Origin of the sequence: Microbacterium salitolerans, from assembly GCF_019720895.1 — a bacterium.
Taxonomy (GTDB): Bacteria; Actinomycetota; Actinomycetes; order Actinomycetales; family Microbacteriaceae; genus Microbacterium.
The window spans coordinates 11,797-33,383 of sequence record NZ_JAHKSH010000002.1; the positions used below are offsets into that span (position 1 = coordinate 11,797).

The following is a 21,587-nucleotide window of genomic DNA, read 5'->3' on the forward strand; positions in this document are numbered from 1 at the left end:
GTGTCTCGGCGCGCTCGCGTCACCTCACAGCATCGAGGAGAGGTCCGACCCGACGGACGGGTACGACATCGTCACGGATGACAGCTGCTCCGTCGTCAGCCCCAGGCGGATCGCCATCGCGAACAGATTCACGAGTTCGGCGTACTCGGGGCCGAGCAGGTGCGCTCCGAGCACACGATCGGTCGCGGTGTCGATGACGATCCTGACGCCGGCCGTGGACTCCGCGACGCGGTAGTTCGAGAACCACGATCCGGTGTCGTGCTCGCTGACGCGCACGTCGTACCCTGCCTCGCGCGCCTCGTCTTCGAGCATGCCGACGCGAGTCAGCTCGGGGATCGTGAACACGGTGGTGGGCGTGCCGCGGTAGTCGGGCGTCGCGCGCGCCTCCTCGAGCATGTTCGACGCGGCGAGCGCGCCCTCTGTCGACGCGATCGGCGTGAGCGGTCTCCCTGCCGTGTCGGCGGCGTCGCCGGCCGCGAAGACGTGCGGGTTCGTCGTGCTCTGCAGATGGTCTGCGACCTCGACGCCGCGTTCGGACCACGCGACTCCTGCGGCGTCGAGGTCGAGCGAATCGAGGTGGGCGATGCGCCCCGCGCCGTGCACGACGAGGTCGGCCTCGACCTGCTCGCCCGTCGAGAGCGTCGCGACGAGGCTGCCGGGGACCGACGAGATGGCGGTGACATCTGCCGTCGCCCGCAGGTCCACGCCGAGGTCCGCCGTGTGCGCGACGAGCCGATCGATGAGGCCCGGGTCGAAGCCGGCGAGCGGCCTGTCGTGGCGATGCGCGATGACGCACGCGGATCCGGCTCGCTGCGCGATGTGCGCGAACTCGAACGAGATGAAGCCGCCGCCGATGAAGAGGATCCGCTTCGGCAGCTCGTCGAGCGAGAGGAAGGCCGTGCTGTCGGAGACGAGGTCGGCCCCGGGGATGTCGAGAGGACGGGGTCGCGCGCCCGTGGCGACCAGGACGTACTGCGCGCGGAGGCGCTCCCCGTCGATCTCGACCTCGTCGCGACCGGTGAAGCGGGCGGCGGCGTGGAAGACGTCGACGCCGACGCTCTCGAGGTACTCCTCGATGCGGCCGGGCATCGGGTCGGTGAAGCCGCGCTTGTGCCGCTGCAGCGCACCCCAGTCGATCGCGGTGTCGCCGGCGATGCCTCGTCCGTCGAGCAGCCGGGCGGCGTCGACGACCTCGGCGCCGCGCCGGAGGATCTTCTTCGGGTCGCACCCGCGGAGCGCGCAGGTGCCGCCGAGCGGGAGCGGGTCCGCGAGCGCGACGCGCCAGCCCGCTTCGGCGCACTTCCCTGCGGCGGCGACTCCCGCCGTGCCGGATCCGAGGACGATGAGGTCGTACATGGTCATACCGTCCCTTCAGGCGGCCAGACTCCGATGATGATTCCCATGGCCATGATGGTCACGACCTCGTGCGAGATGTTGAGGAGCGTGAGCTGCGCGGGGCGTCCTTCGAACGCGTCGTGCGTGATGAAGCGGGCGGCCGTGAAGCCGATCCACATGAGCGCCGCCGTCACGACGGCCGCCAGCAGGTAGCTGCCCGCGTAGAAGTGCCACGCGATGGTCGTCGCTCCCGCAAGCACCCATGCCGTCACGAAGCTCACGATCACCGTGAGCATCATGGGACCGACGGCGTCCTTCGTCTCGCCGTCCATCGACACACCCGCGAGCTTCGCCCATCTCGTGCCGAACACCTTCGGCGAGTACCACACGGCGCCCACCACCGCGCTGGAGAGCGTCGCGAGGATCACAGCCCAGTAGTTGATCTCGGGAATCATTCCGCGACAGTAGCGCGGCGCGGATCCGCGCGAAAGACGGCACCGGATACCGAAAAGCGGTGCCGCACGCACGGCCGAGCCGGTAGCGTCTCAGAGATCTGTCGTCGAGAGGGGAGCCGCATGCCGGCCGCAGTCGAGTTTCGAGGCGTGTCCAAGCAGTTCCCCGACGGAACGCTCGCCGTCGACGGTCTGGACCTCACGGTCCACGCCGGTACGACGACCTGCTTCGTCGGCTCGTCCGGCAGCGGCAAGACGACGGCACTGCGCATGATCAACCGCATGGTCGATCCGACGGCGGGGACGATCCATGTCCGCGGGGAGGACGTCTCGAGCCGCGAGCCCGTCGCTCTGCGCCGGTCGATCGGCTACGTCATGCAGCACGCGGGCCTCCTGCCGCATCGCACGGTCCTCGACAACGTCGCGACCGTGCCTCTCCTCGGCAGCGGGAACAGGCGCGCGGCGCGCGAGCGCGCGGCGGAGGTCATGCACGCCGTCGGCCTCGATGAGTCGCTCTCCCGCCGGTACCCCGGTCAGCTCTCGGGCGGCCAGCAGCAGCGCGTCGGCGTGGCGCGCGCGCTCGCGGCGGATCCTGACCTCCTGCTCATGGACGAGCCCTTCGGCGCCGTCGATCCGGTCGTGCGCGCCGACCTGCAGCAGGAGCTGCTGCGCCTGCAGCGGGATCTCGGCAAGACGGTCGTGTTCGTGACGCACGACATCGACGAGGCGTTCCTGCTCGGCGATCAGGTCGCGCTGTTCCGCCCGGGCGGCACGCTGGCGCAGATCGGAACCCCCCGCGAGCTCCTCGAGGAACCCGCTGGCGACTTCGTCGCGCAGTTCATCGAGGCGGGAAGGCCGCGGAGCATCCTCCGATGAGCTGGATCCTCGCGAACCTCGATCAGATCGCGCAGTACGGGGCGCAGCACCTCGTGCTCGCGGTGATCCCGACGATCATCGGCGCGCTCGTCTCCTTGCCGCTGGGATGGCTCGCGAATCGGCACGGGGTCGGTCGCGGCGTCCTGCTCGGAGCATCGGGGCTGCTGTACGCGATCCCGTCGCTTCCGCTGTTCATCGTCATGCCGGCTCTCCTCGGGACGCAGATCCTCGACCCCGTCAACGTGGTCGTCGCGATGAGCTTCTACGCGCTCGCGCTCATGGTCCGCACGAGCGCCGACGCGCTCGCGTCGGTCGACGGGGAACTGCGTCTCGCCGCGTCCGCCGTCGGCTTCAGCGGCTGGCAGCGATTCTGGGGCGTCGACCTGCCGGCCGCGGGCCCGGTGCTGCTCGCGGGGCTCCGCGTCGTCTCCGTGAGCACCGTGAGCCTCGTGACGGTCGGATCCCTGATCGGGGTGCAGTCGCTCGGCTACTTCTTCGTCGACGGGTACCAGCGCGGCTTCGCCACCGAGATCGCGGTCGGCATCGTCGGCACTGTGCTCATCGCGCTCGCGCTCGACGCGGCGCTCGTCGTCGCCGGGCGGCTGCTCATGCCCTGGACGCGCCGCGTGCGCCGTCCTCGCGAGGCGGTGGCGTCGTGAACGTCTTCGCCGATGCGATCGGCTGGATCCTCGACCCCGAGAACTGGGGCGGATCCGCCGGAATCGCCGCACGAGCGGGGGAGCACCTCGCGTACTCGGCTCTCACTCTCGTCATCGCCGCGGCGATCGCGATCCCCGTGGGAATCTGGATCGGGCATACGGGCCGCGGCCGCGAGGTCGTCGTACCGTTCACGGGCGCGCTTCGCGCGCTGCCGACGCTCGGGCTCGTGACGCTCCTCGCCCTCCTCCTCGGCAGCGGCCTCCTCCCGCCGCTCATCGCGCTCGTGATCCTCGCGATCCCGCCCGTGCTCGCGGGCACCTACTCGGGAATCGAGGCGATCGACCCCGAGACGCGCGGCGCCGCGCGGGCGGTCGGCTTCACGACGAGGCAGGCGGTCCTCCAGGTCGAGCTCCCGCTGGCGCTTCCCCTCATCGCCGGCGGCATCCGGTCGTCGGCGCTGCAGGTCATCGCCACGTGGACGGTCGCGGCGTTTCTGCCGCTGGGCGGCCTCGGGCGCTTCCTCATCGACGGCCTGGCCGTGCGCGACTATGCGCAGATGCTCGGCGGATCCCTCGTCGTCATCGTCATCGCGCTGGTGGTCGACGGCATGTTCGCGGTGACGGAACGTGTCATCACGCCCCGCGGCGTGCGCAGATCCCGGTACCGTGGCGATCGTGCGATCGACTCCACCGCGCACATGGCCACACGAAAGGCAGAAGTGACATGACGCGCACCACTGTTCTCGCCGCGGCGGGTCTCGCCGCCGGCACGCTCGTTCTCGCGAGCTGCGCCTCGTCGGATCCGCTGGCGGATGATGCCCCGGCGGACCAGGCGCCCGCCGACACGATCGTCGTCGGCTCCGCCGCGTTCGCCGAGTCGGAGATCATCGCCTACCTGTACGCGGGAGCGCTTGAGCGCAGCGGACTGGACGCCGAGGTGACGCCGGCGATCGGTGCGCGCGACGTCTACATCGCGGCCCTGCAGGACGGATCCGTCGACCTCGTGCCCGAGTACACGGGAAACCTGCTCCAGTACTTCGATGAGGAGGCGACGGCGCAGGCGAGCGACGAGGTCTACGCGGCGCTCGTCGACGCCGTGCCCGAGGGATACGAGGTGCTCGATCAGGCCGAAGCGGCCGACGCGGACTCGTACAACGTGACGAGCGAGTTCAGCGAGGAGCACGGTGTGACGAGCCTTGCCGACTTGAAGGATGTCGACGTCGATCTCAAGGTCGCCGCGAACCCCGAGTTCGCGGAGCGCCCCTATGGGATCCCCGGCCTGAAGGAGGTCTACGGAGTCGATGCCGAGCTCGTGCCGATCAACGACGGCGGCGGGCCCAACACACTCAAGGCGCTCCTCGACGGGGACGTGCAGGTCGCGGACATCTACTCGACGACGCCGTCGATCGCCGAGAACGACCTCGTGACGCTCGAGGATCCCGAGAACATGATCGTCGCGCAGAATATCGTTCCGCTCATCTCGTCCGACAGCGCGTCGGAGGAGGCCGCCGCGGCGATCAACGCCGTGCAGGGCGCCCTCACGACCGACGACCTCATCGCCCTCAACACGCAGAGCACGGTCGACAAGACATCGTCCGAGGACATCGCGGCGGGCTGGCTCGACGAATCAGGCCTGTTCGACTGATTCGGGGGTTTACATACGTGAGGCCGCATGTGGAGTGGCCTACCGTGAAGTAAGCGATCGGCGTCCGCCTTTGGCTTCCAGCAGGCGACGTTCCCGGCGTCGTCGCAATCGGAAACGGTGCTGACATCTCTTCCAGCCAGACCACCGCCACGCCGAGCCGCCTCGGCCCTGTCCGCCAGACGTACGCCCGCGCCGAGGACTTCCCGCGCATCGCCAAGGCCTACACCCAGATCTCTGAGGTCGTGCGCGAGACCGGCCTGCTCCAGCGCACCCGCTGGTTCTACGCCCTCGTCGGGGCGGCGCTCGTCGTCGCGTTCGGCGGCGCCGTCGCCGGATTCATCCTGCTCGGCGACAGCTGGCTGCAGCTGCTCATCGCGGGCGCCCTCGGCATCATCTTCACGCAGGTCGCGTTCCTCTCGCACGAGGCCGCGCACAAGCAGATCCTCTCGACGGGTCCCGCGAACGACCGCCTCGCCGTCATCCTCGCCGGGTCGATGGGCCTCAGCGCCTCGTGGTGGAACCACAAGCACAACCGTCACCACGCGAACCCGAACCGCGTCGACAAGGATCCCGACATCGAGGTCGACACGATCGCGTTCCTCGATGAGGACGCGGGCAAAGCGCGAGGACTGACCCGCCTCATCAATCGCTATCAGGGGTGGCTGTTCTTCCCGCTTCTCACGCTCGAGGGGTTGAACCTGCACCGCCACAGCATCGTGCATCTGCTCTCGCGCGGCCCGATCAAGGGCCGCTGGACCGAGCTGTCGATCATCACGGCGCGCTTCGTGCTCTATCTCACGCCGATCTTCCTGTTCCTTCCGCTCGGCATGGCGTTCGCGTTCGTCGGCGTCCAGCTCGCCGTCTTCGGCGTCTACATGGGGGCGTCGTTCGCTCCGAACCACAAGGGGATGCCCGTCATCGCCAAGGACGCGAAGCTGGACTTCTTCACGAAGCAGGTGCGCACGTCGCGCAACATCCGCGGCGGCTGGTGGGCCACGACCCTGATGGGCGGCCTCAACTACCAGATCGAGCACCACCTCTTCCCGAGCATGGCGCGCCCGCACCTCGCCCAGACCCGCGAGATCGTGCGCGAGTTCTGCGAGACCCACGACGTGCCCTACACCGAGACCTCGCTGATCGAGTCGTACGGCATCGTCATCGCCTATCTGAACCGCGTCGGCCTCGCCGCGCGCGATCCCTTCGACTGCCCCGCAGCCGCCCAGTTCGGGCGCGGCTGACAGGCGTCACTCCGCACCGAGCTCGTCCGTGTACAGCCCCGATCTGTGGGCGATCGCGGCGAGCTCGGTGCGGTCGCGTGCGCCGAGCTTGGTGAGGATCCGGCTGGCGGAGGTGCGCACGGTCTCGGGGCTGAGGAACACCCGTCGCGCGCGTGCAATCCAGGACGTCGTGTTCCGCGTGTGAGCGGCCGCATCGATCGTGTTCACGGGCGCTCTCGTCGGGGCGATCGCCGGGCTCATCGCGTGGGGGACCCACGCTCTTCTGCCGAGGCCGCGGGCCTGATCACCCTGCCGCGGCGGGCACCGTCGACGCGCGCTCGCACAGCTCGGGCACGATCTGCACGTGCTCGACGGGACGCCGGGGCCCCTCCGTCAGCCGCGCGGTCATGACCTCGACGGCGCGGCGGCCGACCTGCTGCTTGGCCGGGCGCAGCGCCGTGAGGGGCGGTTCGCCGCTTCCCGCGATCTCGTCGTCGTACGCGATGATCGCGAGGTCGCCGGGGATCGAGAAGCCGGCGTCGGTCGCGTGCTGCTGCACGAGAAGCGCCTGGGGATCCGAGTGGACCATCATCGCCGTCGTCTCCGTCGCGCGCACCTCGTCGAGGAGCGAGCCGACGAGGTCTCCGCGCGCGGCGCTGGCGAGCTGATCGAGCGAGGCCGAGACGTCGACCGTCGCCTCGACGCCGAGCTCCGCGATCGCACGGAACCATCCGCGGCGGAGCGGGGCGGACGTGGGGGAGTCCGCCGTCACGATCCCGACCCGCCGGTGCCCGAGCGCCGCGAGATGCCGCATCGCGAGCTCGCCGCCGAACACGTGGTCGGTCGTCACCCACTCGAGCCGCGTGAGCGCCAGCGCCGCGGGAGCCTGGCGCTCGGCGAGCACGACGGGGATCGGCAGGGCGTCGAGCCACTGCAGCAGCGCGTGGCCGTCGGGTCCGACGGTCTCGGGCGCGACGATGAGGCCGTGCACGCCGCCGGAGTCGACGAGCGAGGAGATCTGGCGGCGCTGATCGTCGATCGCGTAGCTCGCGCCGCGCAGCACCAGCTGCACGCGCTGCTCCGTCGCGGCGGCACGCGCGCCGAGGACGATCTGCGGCCAGTAGTAGTTCAGCGACGGCACGACCATGCCGACGCGGAAGCGGGGCGCCGACGCGGATCCGCGGGCGGCCACCGACGTGTCGAGATCGCTGCGCAGGGTCGCTCCGCCGTGCACCCGCGTCACGAGCCCCTGATCGGCGAGCCGCCCGATGTCGCGGCGGATCGTGAGCTCCGCGACGTCCAGGTCGCGCGCGAGGTCCCGGACGCGCACGGCGCCCGCGCGTCGCAGCTCGTCCATGATGTGCTCGCGGCGGGTGAGGCCGAAGGGGCGGGGGTCGTCGGTCATCGCACGGCTCCGTCCGCCACCGTCGCGCGCACCTCGAGGGTCGTGCGGCCGGGGCCGGCGTCGAGAACGATCCGCGAGAGGGCGTCTCCCCAGGAGCGGGCCATGATCGGATCCGCGATCTCGCGCGTCTCGACGTGCGCGCTCGCCGCGTCGTGGGTCAGCAGGAGGTCGCGCCCGCCCTCGCGACCCGCGATGACGAAGCCGTCGTCGGTCTCGCGCGGCGTGCCGACGCAGACGAGCACGACCGTCCCCGTACCCGTCGCGAGCGACCACGTGTCGTGGATGGTCACGGAGCCGTCGGCGAGGTGCGCCTCGCGCACCCAGCGCTCGTCGGCGGCGAGCGGGTAGGCGTGCGTGAGGTCGACGGTCCACCCGTCGCGCGTCGCCGTCGCGTCGGCGCGACGGTCGGCGCCCGGATCCTGCGCCAGTCCCCGCGGCAGGGGAGTGCTGTGCCACGCGCTGCCGGTGTACCAGAGGTCGTACCGGCGCGGCGAGAACGTCTGCGCCGTGTACGTCTCGCGTCCCGGATCCACGACGAGCGGAACGCCGTCGACCGCGATCTCGATCGCGCCGAGGTCGTTCTGGTTGTGGGACTCGTCGTTGTGACCGGCTTTGACGACCAGCGCCAGGCCGCGTGAGGACCCCTCCTGCTCACGGCGGATGCCCACGCCGATCGACGACAGCTCGACGGCCGCGGGCAGCGGATCCGCTCCGCCCTCGGCATCCGCCCACGCGGGGTCGAGGAGAGCCCGGATCTGTCGGCCGAGCCCGCTCTGCGTGTCGCTCGACGAGGTCAGCATCGTCACGAGGTCGCCGTGTGCGGCGGCGAAGCCGCGCGCTGTGGGCACGTCGCACAGCGTCGCGGCGCGGAACAGCGCATGCCAGGGGAGCGGTTCGGCGGCCCGGGCCTCGGCGTCGGACCAGCTCGCGTACCAGTCGCCGCCGAGGTGCACCCGCTCGGGGAAGCGGACGAGTTCGGCGAGCCCCGCCAGGGATCCGCCGGGCCCCGCCGCACGCGCGACGCGTCCGTTCGTCTGGTGGTCGAGGATCGCCAGCGCGTCGAGGGCGCGCCCGGCCCCCTGCCACCAGTACGCGAAGCCCTCGTCGACGGCGCCGTCGGCGGGGATCTCGGCGAGATAGCGGTCGATGCCGTCGACGCAGCGGTCTGCGATCTCGTCGCGCCGCGCGTCGTCGGCGAAGGCGGACGCGGCCACGAGCAGGTTGCCGTGGATCCACGGAGCCCAGTTGTTCAGGGGGTCCCTGGTCTCCCACGCCCAGTCGCGCGCGAGGAAGGGGCTCAGCACGCGTCTCGTGGTCTCACGTCGCAGCCGGTCCCGCAGGCCGGGGAGATGGGCGTCGAAGAGGGGTCCGAGGAGGATGTCCGCCCACGCGACGAGCGCGGCCGCCTCGCCGGCGCCCAGGTCGACCACGGGCACGGCGACGTCGGTCGCCGCGCGGCCGCCGCGAAACGACTCGTCGTGCGCCGGCCAGCACCAGCTCGACTGCTCGCAGAGGAGCCAGAGTCCGTCCGCCGCCTCGCGGACCCTCTCCTCTGAGGGGGCCACGGTCGCCGCGAGCACCGCGCGGCGCGTGCGCTCGCTGCGGGCGAAGAACGGATCCTCGTACGCGAGGCGGCTTCCGCTCGCGCCGAACGCCGACCAGTGCCGGAGGAGCAGGTCCGGCCACGGCTTTCCGCGCTCCGCGTCGGCGGCGGCGAGGAGCGCCTCGCGGGCGCGGGGCGAGACCCGGTCCCAGGCCGTGCGATCCGTCGCATCCGGCACACCCAGGTCGGACGCGTGCTCGGTGTCGCGCCACAGCGCTGTGACGGCACCTCGGGTGATGAGAGTGGTGGGGCGATCCGTCCCGCTTGTATGTTCGAGCATGTTCGAGTGAGATCCAGACTGTTCGGAACGATTGCAAACCTGTTCGCTTTCAGCATTCATGGATACGCAGCGGGTCGCAAGACCCGAATCCGCCGTCCTCGATGGAGAGAACATGCCCCACCTCCCGCGCACGCATCTCGCGATGGCGCCGGCGACCGCCGACCTGCTCTTCGACGCTCCGCGCCGAGAGAGGATCGCTGCGCTCGCCGACGTGGGGCAGCCGCTGCTCCTCCCGCGGTTCGACGATCCCGAGCATCTCGACGCGCTCGCGCAGGTCGAGACGCTCGTGACGGGATGGGGTGCGCCGCTGCTCGATGCGGAGGCGCTCGACCGCATGCCCCGGCTGCAGGCCGTGTTCCACGCGGCGGGAACGGTGCGCGACTTCGCGACCGACGCGGTGTGGGAGCGCGGCATCCGCGTCACGAGCGCCGCCGATGCGAACGCCGTCCCGGTCGCCGAATACACCTACGCCGCCATCGTCCTCGCGACCAAGCGCGCCTTCGCGCACATGACGGTCGCGCACGAGAACGCCACCGGCTGGTACGCCCACGTCGACCAGATCGGCTACGGCAACCTCGGGCGCACGATCGGCGTCGTCGGTTTCTCACGCACCGGCCGCCGCGTGGTCGACAAGCTGCGTCAGCTCGACGACGTCCGGATCCTCGTCGCGGATCCCTACGCGTCGCCGGAGCGCGTCGCGGCAGCGGGCGCCGAGCTCATGCCGCTCGACGAGATGCTGCCGCTCGTCGACGTCCTCTCGCTTCACGCCCCGTCGCTCGCCTCGACGCGGCACATGATCGCCGCACGCGAGCTCGCCGCGCTCCACGACGGAGCGATCCTCGTCAACACCGCGCGCGGATCGCTCGTCGATCACGACGCGCTCGCCGCGGAGTGCCGTGCCGGTCGCCTCGATGCCGTCCTCGACGTCACGGAGCCCGAGCCGCTCCCCGCGTCGTCGCCGCTCCTCGGGCTCCCGAACGTCGCCGTCACACCGCACCTCGCGGGTTCCCTCGGCGGCGAGACCCGCCGGCTGGCCGACGCGGCGCTCGACGAGCTCGCGGCGTTCGCGGCGGGGCGAGACGCGATGCATCCCGTGAACGCGCACGACATGGAGATGAGCGCATGACGACGCTCGAGCTGCCCCCTCTCGACCAGGCGCTGTCGCTGCGCACGGGGTGGACCCGCGCGCACTGGGAATGCGTCGCGGACGCGATCCTCGACGGCGCCGCGCGGCATCAGAGCCCGGGCGGTGCGCTCATCCGCTACCCGGGTCAGCCGGGCGGATACGGTGCCGACGTCGACGCGCTCGAGGGATTCTCGCGCACCTTCATGCTCGCGGCCTTCCGCATCGCGGGCGACCCCGCGGCGACCGAAGAGCTCGCGGAACGGTACGCGCGCGGCTTCGCCGCAGGAGCGGACCCGCGCTCTCCCGAGCGGTGGCTGCGCCCCGACGAGGTGGACCAGGCGAAGGTCGAGTCGGCCGCTCTCGCACTCGGCCTGCACCTCACGCGCGACCAGATCTGGGCGCGCCTTTCCGCGGAGACCCGCGCGCATATCGTCGACTATCTGTCGGGATTCGTCGGTGCGAGCTACCCGCCGAACAACTGGGCGTGGTTCCGGATCATCGTCGAGCAGTTCCTCGCCAGCGTCGGCGCCGACCACCGCCCGAGCGACATCGACGACGATCTCGCGCTGCTCGACAGCTTCGAGCGCGGCGGGGGCTGGTCGGCCGACGGACATGGGCGCGACTTCGACCACTACTGCGGGTGGGCTCTCCCGTTCTACCCGATCATCTGGGCCGACATGGTGAAGGATGACCCTCGCCACGACGAGCGCATCGCGAAGTACCAGGCGGATCTCGACGACTACCTCGACGACGCGCTCCACCTCATCGGCGCCGACGGTGCGCCGCTGTTCCAGGGCCGCAGCCTCACCTATCGATTCGCGACGGCCGCGCCCGTCTGGGCCGCGGCGTTCGGGGGATCCTCCCGTCACGCGCCCGGTCTTCTCCGTCGCGCGGCGAGCGGCCAGCTGGCGCACTTCGTCGGTCATGGCGCGCCCTCCGCCGATGGGCTCCTGCCGATCGGCTGGCACCATGCGTGGCGCAAGATGGCGCAGAACTACTCCGGCACGGGATCGCCGTACTGGGCCGCGAAGGGGCTGTTCGGACTCGCGCTCCCGGCGAGTCACTCCGTGTGGACGGCACCGGAGGAGGACCTCCCAATCGACCGCGGCGCGTTCTCGCGCGTGCTGACCGCACCCGGCTGGCTCGTCTCCGGCACCGACGACGGCGTCGTCCGTCTCGTGAACCACGGAACGGATCACGGCCGCGAAGGCGTCCACGGGCCGGACGGCCCCCTCTACGCGAAGCTCGGGTACTCGACCGCGACGTCGCCGATCCTGTCAGGCCCGGGCGTCGCCGATCCTCTCGATGGGGCAGTCGGGCTCCTGCGCGCAGGGCGGCCGAGTCACCGTGCCGGCTTCGTCCGGGGCGTGTGCGATGCGCTCGACGGCGAGACGACCGTCGGATCCTCGACCTCGCGTGCGCACTGGCCGATCGAGCTCGCCGGCGAGCCGGATCACGGACACGGCGGCGCCGCGACGCGCACCGTCTTCGGTCCTTTGATCGATGTGGTCTCCGTCAGCCGCGGCGCGTGGGAGGTGCGCTTCTCGCGCGTGCGCGGAGAAGGATCCGACACGGCGGACCACGACGGCGACCTCCGCATCGGCGGGTGGGCGCTCACGGGAGATCCGCTCGAGACGGCCGAGGGTGAGGCGCGCACGCTGCGCCTCGCCAGCCGCGTCGTCGCACTCCGCGGCATCGCGGAGACCGGCGTCCGCGTCGAGGACGACGTCACACCGCTCGCGGGGCGCACGGGAGTGCCGTGGGCGACGGCCCGCGCGGGCGAGGACTGGACGGTCTGCGCCGTCTTCCTCGGCGACGCCGCGCACGCCGCATCGTCGCCGGTCGCAGACCCCGAAGGGGCCGTCTGGCGCATCACCTGGCCCGACGGGCGCACGACGTCCGTCGATGTCACCGCAACGCTCCCGGACGCCTCCGGGCTCTGACCCAGAACACCGCAATCACACCATGAAGGGCTACGCGATGAAGCGTTCAATTCAGATCGGCGCCGCCACGGCGGGCGCCGCGCTCCTCCTCACCGGCTGCTCCGGCGGATCCGGCGACCCCGGCGGATCCGGTGGATCCGCCGACGCCGACACGCTCACAGTCGCGGGATGGAGCCTCGAGACGACCCCGGAGTTCCAGATCCTCGCCGACGGCTTCGAAGCCGCTCACGAGGGCGTGACGGTCGAGCTCAAGGAGTACGACCCGGTCGAGTACAACACGCTCGTCACGGCCGACCTCGCGGCGCGCTCGGGCCCGGACATCATCACGCAGAAGGCGGTCAAGTACGTCACGACCTTCCAGGAGGGCGGACAGCTGCTCGACGTCTCGGACGTCGAGCTTCCCGAGGGTATCGGCGGCGCGGAGTCCTTCGTCGTCGACGGCACGACGTACGCGGTCCCGTACCGGCAGGACTCGTGGGTGCTGTTCTACAACAAGAACCTCTTCGAGGAGGCCGGCGTCGACGTGCCCGACGGCTCGTGGACCTGGGAGGACTACGTCGCCGCCGCCGAGGAGATCGCCGGGGCGACGGATGCGAAGGGCACCTACCAGCACCTCTGGCAGTCGGTCGTGCAGGGCTTCGCCAATGCGCAGAGCGGCGCCGACATCCTCGCCGGCGAGTACGACCACCTCGCGCCGTTCTACGAGCGCTCGCTCGAGCTCGAGGAGGCCGGAGCGCAGGAGTCGTTCAACACGGTGTCGGCGAATCAGCTGACCTATCAGGGCGAGTTCGGCGCGCAGAAGGCCGCGATGATGCCCATGGGCACGTGGTTCGTCGCGTCGCTCATCGCGCAGCAGGCATCGGGCGAGGCGCAGGAGTTCGACTGGGGCATCGCCCCGATCCCGCAGGTCGACGAGTCGACGACCGGGATGGACGCCACCCCCGTGACATTCGGCGACCCGACCGGCTTCGGCGTCAACGCCAACATCTCCGAGGAGAAGCAGGAGCTCGCGAAGGAGTTCCTCGCCTACGCCGCGAGCCCGGAGGCGGCGACCGCGCTCGCCGAGGTGGGCATCGCGCCGGCGCACTTCGACGAAGGCGTCGCCGAGACCTATCTCTCGGGCGAGGGCGCGCCGAGTGACGAGCTGTCGTCGTTCGCACTCACGGCGCACGAGACGCTGCCGGAGAACCCCACGTCCGACAAGACGGCGGCCGTGCAGAGCATCCTGGCGGACCTGCACACCGCGGTGCTGTCGGGATCGACGGACATCGATGACGCCATCGCCGAGGCGGAGGAGCGCGTCGCCAACGAGGTCGGCTGACCCGATCCGCCCCGCCGTGCCGGTCGGCAGCGCCGACCGGCACGGCCCGAGCTCCGAAGGACACGCATGACCGCTCCTGACATCGCCGCGGCGCCGCCTCGTCGCCGACGCGCCTCGCGCCTCCGGATGCGCAACACCCTGCTCGGGTGGAGCTTCATCCTGCCGAACTTCCTCGGCTTCGCGCTGCTCACGCTCATCCCCGTGATCGCGCTGTTCTACATGTCGCTGACGGACTGGAACATCTTCGGATCGATCGCGACGGCGCAGTTCCTCGGGTTCGAGAACTTCGAGCGCCTCCTCGGCGACGGCTCGTTCCGCACGTCCTTCGTCAACACCATCTACTACACGGCCATGCACGTCCCGCTCACGATCGTCGTGTCGCTCGGGCTCGCGCTCCTTCTCAACCAGAAGCTGCGCGGCGTCGCGTTCTTCCGCACCGCCGCGTTCTTCCCCTACATCACCTCGATCGTCGCGATCGCCCTCGTCTGGAACCTCCTGCTCAGCCCCGAGTACGGTCCCGTGAACCAGCTCCTGGGCGCCGTCGGCATCCCCGGTCCCGGGTGGCTCACGTCGACGGACTGGGCGATGCCCGCCGTGGTGATCATCAGCACGTGGCGCGACATGGGCTACTACATGGTCCTGTTCATCGCCGGACTGCAGACCGTTCCGCCGGAGCTGTACGAGGCGGCGCGCGTCGACGGCGCGAACGCGTGGCAGCGCTTCTGGAACGTCACCCTTCCGTGCCTGCGCCCGACCATGTTCTTCGTGACCGTGATCCTCACGATCAACTCCCTCAAGGTCTTCGACCTCATCCTCGTGCTCACCCAGGGCGGTCCCGGCCAGTCGACCACGGTCATCAGCCAGTTCATCTTCAACAAGGGGTTCGAGGAGAACGACTTCGGCTACGCGTCCGCCGCGAGCGTCGTGCTGTTCGCCCTCTGCCTCGTGGTGACGATCGTCCAGTACATGTGGAACAAGAAGAGGAGCGTGTGATGAGCGAGACCATGACCCTCGTCGCCCCGACCGCGCGGAAGAGGCCGCGGCCGGCGGGCAGCACGCAGTCGGCGTGGACGCGCGTCCGGCGCGGCCTGCTCTACGTGATCCTCATCGTCGCCGCGGCCGCCATGCTGACGCCGTTCTTCTGGATGCTCATGAGCTCGCTCAAGGACGCGAACTCCGTCTTCTCGGTCCCCGTGCGCTGGATCCCCGAGGTGTTCGTCTGGGAGAACTACCGCGCCATCTGGGAGGAGAGCGACATCCTCACCTGGGTGAAGAACACGCTCATCCTGTCGGTCACGGTGACGCTGCTCCAGGTGGTCACGGGCTCCTTCGCCGCCTACGGGTTCTCGCGGATCCGCTTCCCCGGACGGAACGCCCTGTTCCTGCTCTACGTCGCGACGATCGCCGTGCCGTGGCAGTCCTACATGATCCCGCAGTACATCATGATCTCGAACACGCCCCTCATCGGGACCCTGTGGTCGATCGTCGCGCTCCAGACCTTCGGCGCGTTCGGCGTGTTCCTCATGAAGCAGTTCTACGAGACGATCCCGGAGGAGATGAGCGAGGCGGGCCGCCTCGACGGGCTGAGCGAGTACGGGATCTGGTGGCGCATCATGGTGCCCCTGTCGATCCCCGCGGTCGCGAGCCTGTCGCTCCTCACCTTCGTGAACACGTGGAACGACTATCTCGGGCCGCTGCTGTATCTGCGCGATCCGAGCCTCTGGACCCTGCAGCTCGGTCTGCAGAACTTCGTCTCGAGCCTGTACGACGTCGACTACGGCGTGCTGTTCGCGGGGCTCGTGATCTCGGTCGTGCCCATCGCCGTGATCTTCCTCCTCGGCCAGCGGTTCTTCGTCGAGGGCATCGCCACGAGCGGCATGAAGGGCTGAACCGTGAAGCGCCTCTTCCCGCACGCGATGTACGAGACGCTGTTCGGCGTCGCACAGCTCGTCCTCGTCGTGAACGCTCTCGTCGCCGTGATGTGCGCGCCGCTCGTCGTGCTTCTCGTGACGACGGATCCGTCGCTCGCGTGGCCGCTGTACGCGCTCGCCGCGGCGCTCACCGGGCCGAGCATCGCGGGCGCGTTCTGCGCCTTCCGGGCGCACCGCGATGGGGAGCGCGGCGTCGTGCGCCCGTTCCTCCGCGGTGTCCGCGAGACGTGGCGGAGGGCGCTCGCGGTGAGTGCCCTCGTCGCCGCGATCGTGAGCGTCGCGCTCGTCGATGTCTTCGTGCTCGTGCCGACCGGATACGGTGCCGTCGCCGCCCCCGTGCTCGTCGTGATCGCGGTGCTCGCCGTCGCGACCGGCATGAACGCGATCGCCGCACTGTCGGAGGTGCCGTCCGCCCGCCTCGTCGAGGTGCTGCGCGCCGCCGTCATCATGAGCGTGCGTCGGTGGCCCTTCGCGCTCGGCTCGCTGGCGGCGGCCGGTGTGCAGGTCGGAATCTTCGTTCTGGCCCCCGCCCTCGCGGTGGGTCTGACGGCCGCCGCCTGCCTCTACGTCGTGTGGGCCGGCTCTCGGTACAGCCTGCAGCCGGTGCTCCGCCCGGCGCCCACGGCGCCGCGGGCCGCGGCCATGGCAGAGTGAGCGCCATGCGCGCCATCATCGCCGCCGGAACGGGCAGGTATGCCGACCCGTGGCACCCGTTCGTCGAGACGTCCGGGCTGATCGCCGAGGTTCTTGGAGAAGACGGCTGGGACGCCGTCGTCGATGACGACGTCGATCGGGCGCTGACGCGGCTCGAGGACGCGAATCTCCTCGTCGTCGATGCGGGGGATCCCTGGCGCAACGGCGAGACGGGGCGCGGCGCTCCCGATGCGTCGGTCGCCGGGCTCGACGCCGCTCTCGCGCGCGGCATCGGCGTGCTCGCGGTGCACAACGCCGTGTCGAGCCTGCGCGACTATCCCGCGTGGCGCGCGGCGATCGGCGGCGAGTGGATCGTGGGTCGCTCCGGGCACCCGCCGATCGGCGCGGCGACGTTCGCGATCGTCCGCCCGGACCACCCCGTGACGGCGGACATCGGCGATCTGCGGGTCTTCGACGAGCGCTACGCGCACCTCGACGTGGACGACGAGGCCGACGTGCTCGCGACGAGCGATGTCGACGGCGAGGCGCAGCCCGCGGTGTGGGCGCTCACGCGCGAGGAGGGACGCGCGGTCGTCTCGACCCTCGGGCACGACGCGCGCGCGTTCCGAGCGGAGAGCCACCGCGCGCTCCTCCAGGCCGCCGCCCGCTGGGCGACGGCCTGACGGCGTTCATTGCGAAGAACGACGCTCCCAGCGCCGGGTCGGCTGGCGCGCGTTACCGTCGTCGTATGCAGGAGAATGCTCTCGAGCGCGCGGCGCACTTCAAGTCGATCTTCCGGGTGCACCCCGCTGGGGTGACCATCATCACGGCGATGACCGACGACGGGCCCGTCGGCCTCACGGCATCGAGCGTCGCGTCGGTGGCGGTCGATCCTCCGGCGATCTCGTTCTCGGTCACGCGCGCGACGGGGACGGCGGGGGCGCTTCTGCGCGCCGACGAGCTGCAGGTGCACTTCCTCGCGCCCGAACACGTCGCGACCGCCAGCCAGTTCGCCGTCTCCGGCGGGGAGCGGTTCACGCCGGAGCAGGGCTGGACCTTCGACGAAGACGGAGCCCCGCGCCTCGCGGGAGCCCGCGCGCGTCTCCGCGGCGAGACGCGCGATACGCTCCGCGTCGGCGGATCCGTCCTCGTGATTGCCGAGGTGACGGGCATCGAGGCGGGCGAGGACGCGCATCCGCTTCTGTTCGCCGACCGCACGTTCTACGACTTCGACCCGCAGCTCGGGGTCGTCTGACGCGTCAGATCGTCGGGCCGCCGTCGAGCGACTCGATCGTCTGGTCGGCGAGGGCCGTGCCAGCGCTGCCGAAGAGGTGGAACACGGCGTTCGCGCCGTGCTCCGCGAGTTCCGCGACGTCGTGATCGTTCTGCGCGACGGCGGCGACGGTTCCGGTGAACCCGTTCGTGCGGAGCATCTCGAGGGCGTCGATGTTGGACGTGTGGAAGGGCATGGCGAGGATCGCGATCTGCACCTGGTGCGAGCTGCTCACCCGGTTCCAGAAGTCGGAGTCCGTCGCGTCGGCCTGCAGCACCTCCACGCCCTTCCGGCGCAGCTTGTCGACGCGCGTCGCGTCGTGTTCGATGCCGAGCGCCTCGACGCCGTGGCCGTCGCGCAGCCGCGCGTACGCCGCGCGCCCGACCCGTCCCATGCCGAGGACGAGGGCCTCGGCATGGCCGATGTCGATGGGGCGATCCTCGGGGTGCATGCGGGCCGGGTCCTGCGCCGGCATGCGCCCGGCGAGGCGCTCCGCGATGCGCACGCCGCGCGCGTTGAGGACGGCGGACAGGACGAAGCTGATCGCGACCGCCAGCGCCAGGACGGTGACCCAGCCCTCCGAGATGAGGCCGACCGACGTGCCGGTCACCGCCACGATGAGGCCGAACTCCGAGTAGTTCGCCATGACGAGCGACGTGAGCCACGATGTGCGGTGTCGCATGCCCATCGCCCAGAGCAGTGCGACATACAGCAGCGTCTGGAGGGGGAGGAGCACGAGGAGGATCGCGGCCAGCGCCAGATGCTCGAGCGTCGGGACGCCGCTCAACCCGATGTTGAGGAAGAACGCCACGAGCAGCAGCTCCTTGACGCTCAGCAGCCGGTGAGAGAGATCGTTCGCGCCCGCATGGCTGGCGAGGAGGGTGCCGAGGATGAGGGCGCCGAGGTCGCCCTTGAGCCCGACGGCCTCGAAGAGGGCGTAGCCGGGAACGAGCGCGAGCACGATGCCGTAGAGGACCTGCAGGTCGGGCGACTCGATGCGATCCCAGATCCGCCGGAACACCCACGCGGCGGGGAGGAGCGCGAGCAGGGCGAAGGCCCACGGTGAGGGCACCTCGCCGTTCGCGATCGTGAGGAACACGACCGCCGCGATGTCCTGCATGACGAGCACGCCGACCGCGATGCGCCCGTAGGTGGCCGTCACATCCGAACGGTCGTCGAGCACCTTCACGACGAACACGGTCGACGAGAACGACAGGCCGAAGCCGATGAGCGCCCACGTGCCGAGATCCGTTCCGGCGAGCATGCCGATCCCGAGCGGTGCGAGGAGGGCGAGGAACCCGATCCCGAGCGCCGTCGACACGAGCATGTGCGTGCCGTTCGTCAGCCAGATCTCCTTGCGGAGCAGCGTGCGCACGTCGAGCTTGAGACCGATGCCGAACAGCAGGAGCGTGACGCCGAGATCCGCGGCCTCCTCGACCAGCGGGAGGTCGTCGATGCCGCTCGCTCCGAGGGCGAAGCCCGCCGCGAGGAAGCCGACGAGCGGAGGAAGGCGCAGGAGAACGGCTCCGAGCCCGAGTGCGAACGCGACGGCCAGGTAGATCGCCGCCGTCGTCGTGAACATGGGGGGATTCTATGGGCCGGGAGAGGAGGGAACATCTTGCGCGGTGACGTGGTTGTCTCGTGGCGCACCCATTCGCATCGATTCAGGAGGTCTCATGACCCGCATCGCCGTGCTCGGAGGAACCGGCTACGCCGGAGGACACATCGTCGACGCCGCACTGACGAAGGGGCTCGATGTCGTGTCGTACAGCCGCTCCGCGCCGGACGCGCCCCGCGAAGGCGTCGAGTACCGCCAGGCCGACGTGACGGACGCGGGCGTCGCCGCGCAGATCGCGGCGGACGTCGACGTCATCGTCTCGACCCTCGCACCGCGCGGCGACATGCTCGGCGCGGTGCGCCCCGCGACCGCGCAGCTCGCGACTGCCGCAGCGGCCGCGGGCACCCGTCTTGGCGTCGTGGGCGGCGCCGGATCCCTGTTCGTCGCGGAGGGCGGACAGAAGGTCATCGACACCGACGGCTTCCCCGACGAGGTCAAGCCCGAAGCGCGCGAGGCCGAGGCCGTTCTCGAGGACCTGCGCGCGGCGGATGAGGCGCTGGACTGGTTCTTCCTGAGCCCCGCCGCCGGCTTCGGCTCCTACGCGCCGGGCGAGGCGACCGGAACGTACCGCATGGGCGGCGACGTGCTCCTCACGGACGACGACGGCAACTCCTTCATCTCCGGGGCCGACTTCGGCCTCGCGGTCATCGACGAGGTCGTCTCGCCGGCGCATCGCCGCGCGCGCTTCACCGTCGCCTCCTGAGGTTCCCGTGCGGGCGGCGACGCCGCCCGCACGGACCGGCTCACGTCCGGACGAGCCGCTCCTCCCAGTAGCTCGCGCCGCGGATCCCGAGGAGCGTCGGGTCGAACTGCGGGTCGAGACCGCTTTTCCGCTGGCGCTCGAAGTCGCGCAGCGCCGCCAGGGCGGGGCGCTGCAGGATCAGCACGGCGACGATGTTGAGCCAGGCCATGAGCCCCACGCCGATGTCGCCGAGTGCCCACGCATCCGTCGCCGTCGTCGTCGCTCCGAACACGCAGGCGACGAGCAGGGCGGCCTGCATGATGCGCAGGACGACGGAGCGCGCGCCCGCGTCGGGCACCTTCGCGAGGAGGAACTTGAGGTTCGTCTCGGCCATGTAGTAGTACGCGACGATCGTCGTGAACGCGAAGAAGGCGAGCGACACGGCGATGAACGTGGCGCCGAGACCTGGCATCAGCGTGTCGAATCCGGCCTGGGCGAACCCCGGCCCGACGGCCACCGTCTTCGAGAGGCCGCCGGCGCCCTCGTGGAGGACGGGTCCGTCTTCCGCTCCGTTCGCGAACACGCGGTACATGCCGGTCGAGAGGATCATGAACGCCGTCGCGGAGCACACGAAGAGCGTGTCGATGTAGACGGCGCCTGCCTGCACGAGCCCCTGCTTCGCGGGGTGGGACACCTCGGCCGCGGCGGCCGCGTGCGGCCCCGTGCCCTGACCCGCCTCATTCGAGTAAATGCCGCGCTTGACGCCCCACTCGACCGCGGATCCGACGATCGCGCCGAATGTCGCGTTCAGCCCGAACGCCGACGAGAAGATGAGCGAGAGGACGTCGCCGATCATGTGCGCGTTGACGAAGACGATGACGATGGCCAGCAGGATGTAGACGATCGCCATGAACGGCACGACGATCGACGTGAAGTTCGCGATGCGCTTGACGCCGCCGAGGATGATGAATCCGAGCACGATCACGATGCCGACGCCCGTGACCCACGGCTCGACGCCCCACGCGTGGTCGATCGCGGCCGCCATGCCGTTCGCCTGCACGCCGGGCATGAACAGCGCGAGCGCGAGGACCGACACGAACGCGAACACCGACGCGTACACGTTGAACAGCCCGCGGGCGCGCGTGTGACGGAAGGCCTTCGCGAGATAGTACGCGGGGCCCCCACGATACTCGCCCGTGTCGCGGTCGCGCTCCTTGTAGACCTGACCGAGCGTCGACTCGATGAACGATGTCGACGCTCCGAGGAACGCGACGGTCCACATCCAGAACACGGCGCCGGGCCCGCCGAACGCGATGGCGGTCGCGACGCCCGCGATGTTGCCAGTGCCGACGCGGCCCGACAGCGACATCGCCAGTGCCTGGAACGACGAGACGCCGTCGGCGGATCGGGTGCCGCGGAACGTCTGCCGGAACATCTCCGGAAGCTGACGCACCTGGACGAGACGGGTGCGGATCGTGAAGAACACGCCCACCGCGAGGCAGAGGTACACGAGGGCGGGGGACCAGATGATGCTGTTGGCCCATGAGATGACGTCCGACACGGAGCTCCTTTCGGCGGATGCCGGGCG

General features: G+C 70.5%; 21 protein-coding genes. 14 read left to right on the plus strand and 7 right to left on the minus strand.

The genetic code is table 11. The features are described from left to right. Positions 1 to 24: 24 nt before the first annotated feature. Positions 25 to 1,362 (minus strand): dihydrolipoyl dehydrogenase family protein, encoded by a 1,338-nt coding sequence (locus KOL93_RS03225; protein ID WP_221583896.1) that lies wholly within the window; start codon positions 1,360 to 1,362, stop codon positions 25 to 27. Then, positions 1,359 to 1,790, minus strand: coding sequence for a DUF1761 domain-containing protein (locus tag KOL93_RS03230; protein ID WP_221583897.1), 432 nt, complete (start codon positions 1,788 to 1,790; stop codon positions 1,359 to 1,361). The genes KOL93_RS03225 and KOL93_RS03230 overlap by 4 nt, the downstream gene beginning before the upstream one ends. A 120-nt stretch (positions 1,791 to 1,910) precedes the next feature. Here KOL93_RS03230 and KOL93_RS03235 point away from each other — a divergent pair, with 120 nt between their 5' ends. The 5 genes from KOL93_RS03235 (at position 1,911) to KOL93_RS03255 (ending at position 6,205) form a co-directional block, all read left to right on the plus strand. Further along, on the plus strand, positions 1,911 to 2,663 hold the full coding sequence (locus tag KOL93_RS03235; RefSeq protein ID WP_221583898.1) for an ABC transporter ATP-binding protein: 753 nt from the start codon (positions 1,911 to 1,913) through the stop codon (positions 2,661 to 2,663). Then, entirely contained in the window at positions 2,660 to 3,322 is a 663-nt protein-coding gene (locus KOL93_RS03240) for an ABC transporter permease (RefSeq protein ID WP_221583899.1), read from the plus strand. Before KOL93_RS03235 ends, KOL93_RS03240 begins: the two co-directional genes overlap by 4 nt. Beyond that, positions 3,319 to 4,050, plus strand: a complete 732-nt coding sequence (locus KOL93_RS03245; RefSeq protein WP_221583900.1) for an ABC transporter permease — start codon at positions 3,319 to 3,321, stop codon at positions 4,048 to 4,050. The genes KOL93_RS03240 and KOL93_RS03245 overlap by 4 nt, the downstream gene beginning before the upstream one ends. After that, a complete protein-coding gene (locus tag KOL93_RS03250; RefSeq protein ID WP_221583901.1) occupies positions 4,047 to 4,967 on the plus strand; it encodes an ABC transporter substrate-binding protein in 921 nt (306 codons plus the stop codon). Before KOL93_RS03245 ends, KOL93_RS03250 begins: the two co-directional genes overlap by 4 nt. 125 nt (positions 4,968 to 5,092) lie before the next feature. Beyond that, complete coding sequence (locus KOL93_RS03255; RefSeq protein WP_221584492.1) at positions 5,093 to 6,205, plus strand: fatty acid desaturase family protein; 1,113 nt, start codon at positions 5,093 to 5,095, stop codon at positions 6,203 to 6,205. A gap of 6 nt (positions 6,206 to 6,211) precedes the next feature. Here KOL93_RS03255 and KOL93_RS03260 read toward each other — a convergent pair whose 3' ends face one another. The 3 genes from KOL93_RS03260 to KOL93_RS03270 form a co-directional block, all read right to left on the minus strand. Further along, entirely contained in the window at positions 6,212 to 6,412 is a 201-nt protein-coding gene (locus KOL93_RS03260) for a LuxR C-terminal-related transcriptional regulator (protein WP_308291524.1), read from the minus strand. 76 nt (positions 6,413 to 6,488) lie between these two features. Beyond that, positions 6,489 to 7,589, minus strand: coding sequence for a substrate-binding domain-containing protein (locus KOL93_RS03265; RefSeq protein ID WP_221583903.1), 1,101 nt, complete (start codon positions 7,587 to 7,589; stop codon positions 6,489 to 6,491). Continuing rightward, a complete protein-coding gene (locus KOL93_RS03270; RefSeq protein ID WP_221583904.1) occupies positions 7,586 to 9,472 on the minus strand; it encodes a heparinase II/III domain-containing protein in 1,887 nt (628 codons plus the stop codon). Before KOL93_RS03270 ends, KOL93_RS03265 begins: the two co-directional genes overlap by 4 nt. 112 nt (positions 9,473 to 9,584) lie before the next feature. Between KOL93_RS03270 and KOL93_RS03275 the strand changes: the two genes are divergently transcribed. The 8 genes from KOL93_RS03275 to KOL93_RS03310 all read left to right on the plus strand — a co-directional run bounded on the left by KOL93_RS03275 (position 9,585) and on the right by KOL93_RS03310 (position 17,681). After that, positions 9,585 to 10,598, plus strand: a complete 1,014-nt coding sequence (locus KOL93_RS03275) for a hydroxyacid dehydrogenase (protein WP_221583905.1) — start codon at positions 9,585 to 9,587, stop codon at positions 10,596 to 10,598. After that, positions 10,595 to 12,541, plus strand: coding sequence for a DUF2264 domain-containing protein (locus KOL93_RS03280; protein WP_221583906.1), 1,947 nt, complete (start codon positions 10,595 to 10,597; stop codon positions 12,539 to 12,541). Before KOL93_RS03275 ends, KOL93_RS03280 begins: the two co-directional genes overlap by 4 nt. Before the next feature lie 37 nt (positions 12,542 to 12,578). After that, positions 12,579 to 13,862, plus strand: coding sequence for an extracellular solute-binding protein (locus tag KOL93_RS03285; protein ID WP_221583907.1), 1,284 nt, complete (start codon positions 12,579 to 12,581; stop codon positions 13,860 to 13,862). Positions 13,863 to 13,928: 66 nt separating this feature from the next. Next, entirely contained in the window at positions 13,929 to 14,855 is a 927-nt protein-coding gene (locus KOL93_RS03290) for a carbohydrate ABC transporter permease (protein ID WP_221583908.1), read from the plus strand. Next, positions 14,855 to 15,751: a carbohydrate ABC transporter permease gene (locus KOL93_RS03295; RefSeq protein ID WP_221583909.1), complete on the plus strand. Its 897-nt coding sequence runs from the start codon at positions 14,855 to 14,857 to the stop codon at positions 15,749 to 15,751. The genes KOL93_RS03290 and KOL93_RS03295 overlap by 1 nt, the downstream gene beginning before the upstream one ends. A 3-nt stretch (positions 15,752 to 15,754) precedes the next feature. Beyond that, positions 15,755 to 16,447, plus strand: a complete 693-nt coding sequence (locus KOL93_RS03300; protein WP_221583910.1) for a ferredoxin-NADPH reductase — start codon at positions 15,755 to 15,757, stop codon at positions 16,445 to 16,447. A gap of 5 nt (positions 16,448 to 16,452) precedes the next feature. Then, entirely contained in the window at positions 16,453 to 17,109 is a 657-nt protein-coding gene (locus KOL93_RS03305) for a ThuA domain-containing protein (protein ID WP_221583911.1), read from the plus strand. Positions 17,110 to 17,174: 65 nt separating this feature from the next. Further along, entirely contained in the window at positions 17,175 to 17,681 is a 507-nt protein-coding gene (locus KOL93_RS03310; protein WP_221583912.1) for a flavin reductase family protein, read from the plus strand. 4 nt (positions 17,682 to 17,685) lie between these two features. Here the strand turns inward: KOL93_RS03310 and KOL93_RS03315 are convergent, their stop codons facing one another. Further along, a complete protein-coding gene (locus KOL93_RS03315) occupies positions 17,686 to 19,281 on the minus strand; it encodes a cation:proton antiporter family protein (RefSeq protein WP_221583913.1) in 1,596 nt (531 codons plus the stop codon). 94 nt (positions 19,282 to 19,375) lie between these two features. On the opposite strand from KOL93_RS03315, the gene KOL93_RS03320 reads away from it, so the two are divergent. After that, entirely contained in the window at positions 19,376 to 20,020 is a 645-nt protein-coding gene (locus KOL93_RS03320) for an NAD(P)-dependent oxidoreductase (RefSeq protein ID WP_221583914.1), read from the plus strand. A gap of 40 nt (positions 20,021 to 20,060) precedes the next feature. Here the strand turns inward: KOL93_RS03320 and KOL93_RS03325 are convergent, their stop codons facing one another. Next, positions 20,061 to 21,560, minus strand: coding sequence for an alanine/glycine:cation symporter family protein (locus KOL93_RS03325; protein WP_221583915.1), 1,500 nt, complete (start codon positions 21,558 to 21,560; stop codon positions 20,061 to 20,063). Positions 21,561 to 21,587 lie beyond the last annotated feature (27 nt).

Excerpts from the sequence above, each read along its gene's own strand:
- KOL93_RS03285 (WP_221583907.1), top strand. The coding sequence starts at position 12,579 with ATGAAGCGTTCAATTCAGATCGGCGCCGCCACGGCGGGCGCCGCGCTC.
- KOL93_RS03305 (WP_221583911.1), top strand. The coding sequence starts at position 16,453 with ATGCGCGCCATCATCGCCGCCGGAACGGGCAGGTATGCCGACCCGTGG.
- KOL93_RS03250 (WP_221583901.1), top strand. The coding sequence starts at position 4,047 with ATGACGCGCACCACTGTTCTCGCCGCGGCGGGTCTCGCCGCCGGCACG.
- KOL93_RS03275 (WP_221583905.1), top strand. The coding sequence starts at position 9,585 with ATGCCCCACCTCCCGCGCACGCATCTCGCGATGGCGCCGGCGACCGCC.
- KOL93_RS03270 (WP_221583904.1), bottom strand. The coding sequence starts at position 9,472 with ATGCTCGAACATACAAGCGGGACGGATCGCCCCACCACTCTCATCACC.
- KOL93_RS03280 (WP_221583906.1), top strand. The coding sequence starts at position 10,595 with ATGACGACGCTCGAGCTGCCCCCTCTCGACCAGGCGCTGTCGCTGCGC.
- KOL93_RS03235 (WP_221583898.1), top strand. The coding sequence starts at position 1,911 with ATGCCGGCCGCAGTCGAGTTTCGAGGCGTGTCCAAGCAGTTCCCCGAC.
- KOL93_RS03240 (WP_221583899.1), top strand. The coding sequence starts at position 2,660 with ATGAGCTGGATCCTCGCGAACCTCGATCAGATCGCGCAGTACGGGGCG.
- KOL93_RS03295 (WP_221583909.1), top strand. The coding sequence starts at position 14,855 with ATGAGCGAGACCATGACCCTCGTCGCCCCGACCGCGCGGAAGAGGCCG.
- KOL93_RS03290 (WP_221583908.1), top strand. The coding sequence starts at position 13,929 with ATGACCGCTCCTGACATCGCCGCGGCGCCGCCTCGTCGCCGACGCGCC.
- KOL93_RS03320 (WP_221583914.1), top strand. The coding sequence starts at position 19,376 with ATGACCCGCATCGCCGTGCTCGGAGGAACCGGCTACGCCGGAGGACAC.
- KOL93_RS03310 (WP_221583912.1), top strand. The coding sequence starts at position 17,175 with ATGCAGGAGAATGCTCTCGAGCGCGCGGCGCACTTCAAGTCGATCTTC.
- KOL93_RS03230 (WP_221583897.1), bottom strand. The coding sequence starts at position 1,790 with ATGATTCCCGAGATCAACTACTGGGCTGTGATCCTCGCGACGCTCTCC.
- KOL93_RS03315 (WP_221583913.1), bottom strand. The coding sequence starts at position 19,281 with ATGTTCACGACGACGGCGGCGATCTACCTGGCCGTCGCGTTCGCACTC.
- KOL93_RS03225 (WP_221583896.1), bottom strand. The coding sequence starts at position 1,362 with ATGACCATGTACGACCTCATCGTCCTCGGATCCGGCACGGCGGGAGTC.
- KOL93_RS03265 (WP_221583903.1), bottom strand. The coding sequence starts at position 7,589 with ATGACCGACGACCCCCGCCCCTTCGGCCTCACCCGCCGCGAGCACATC.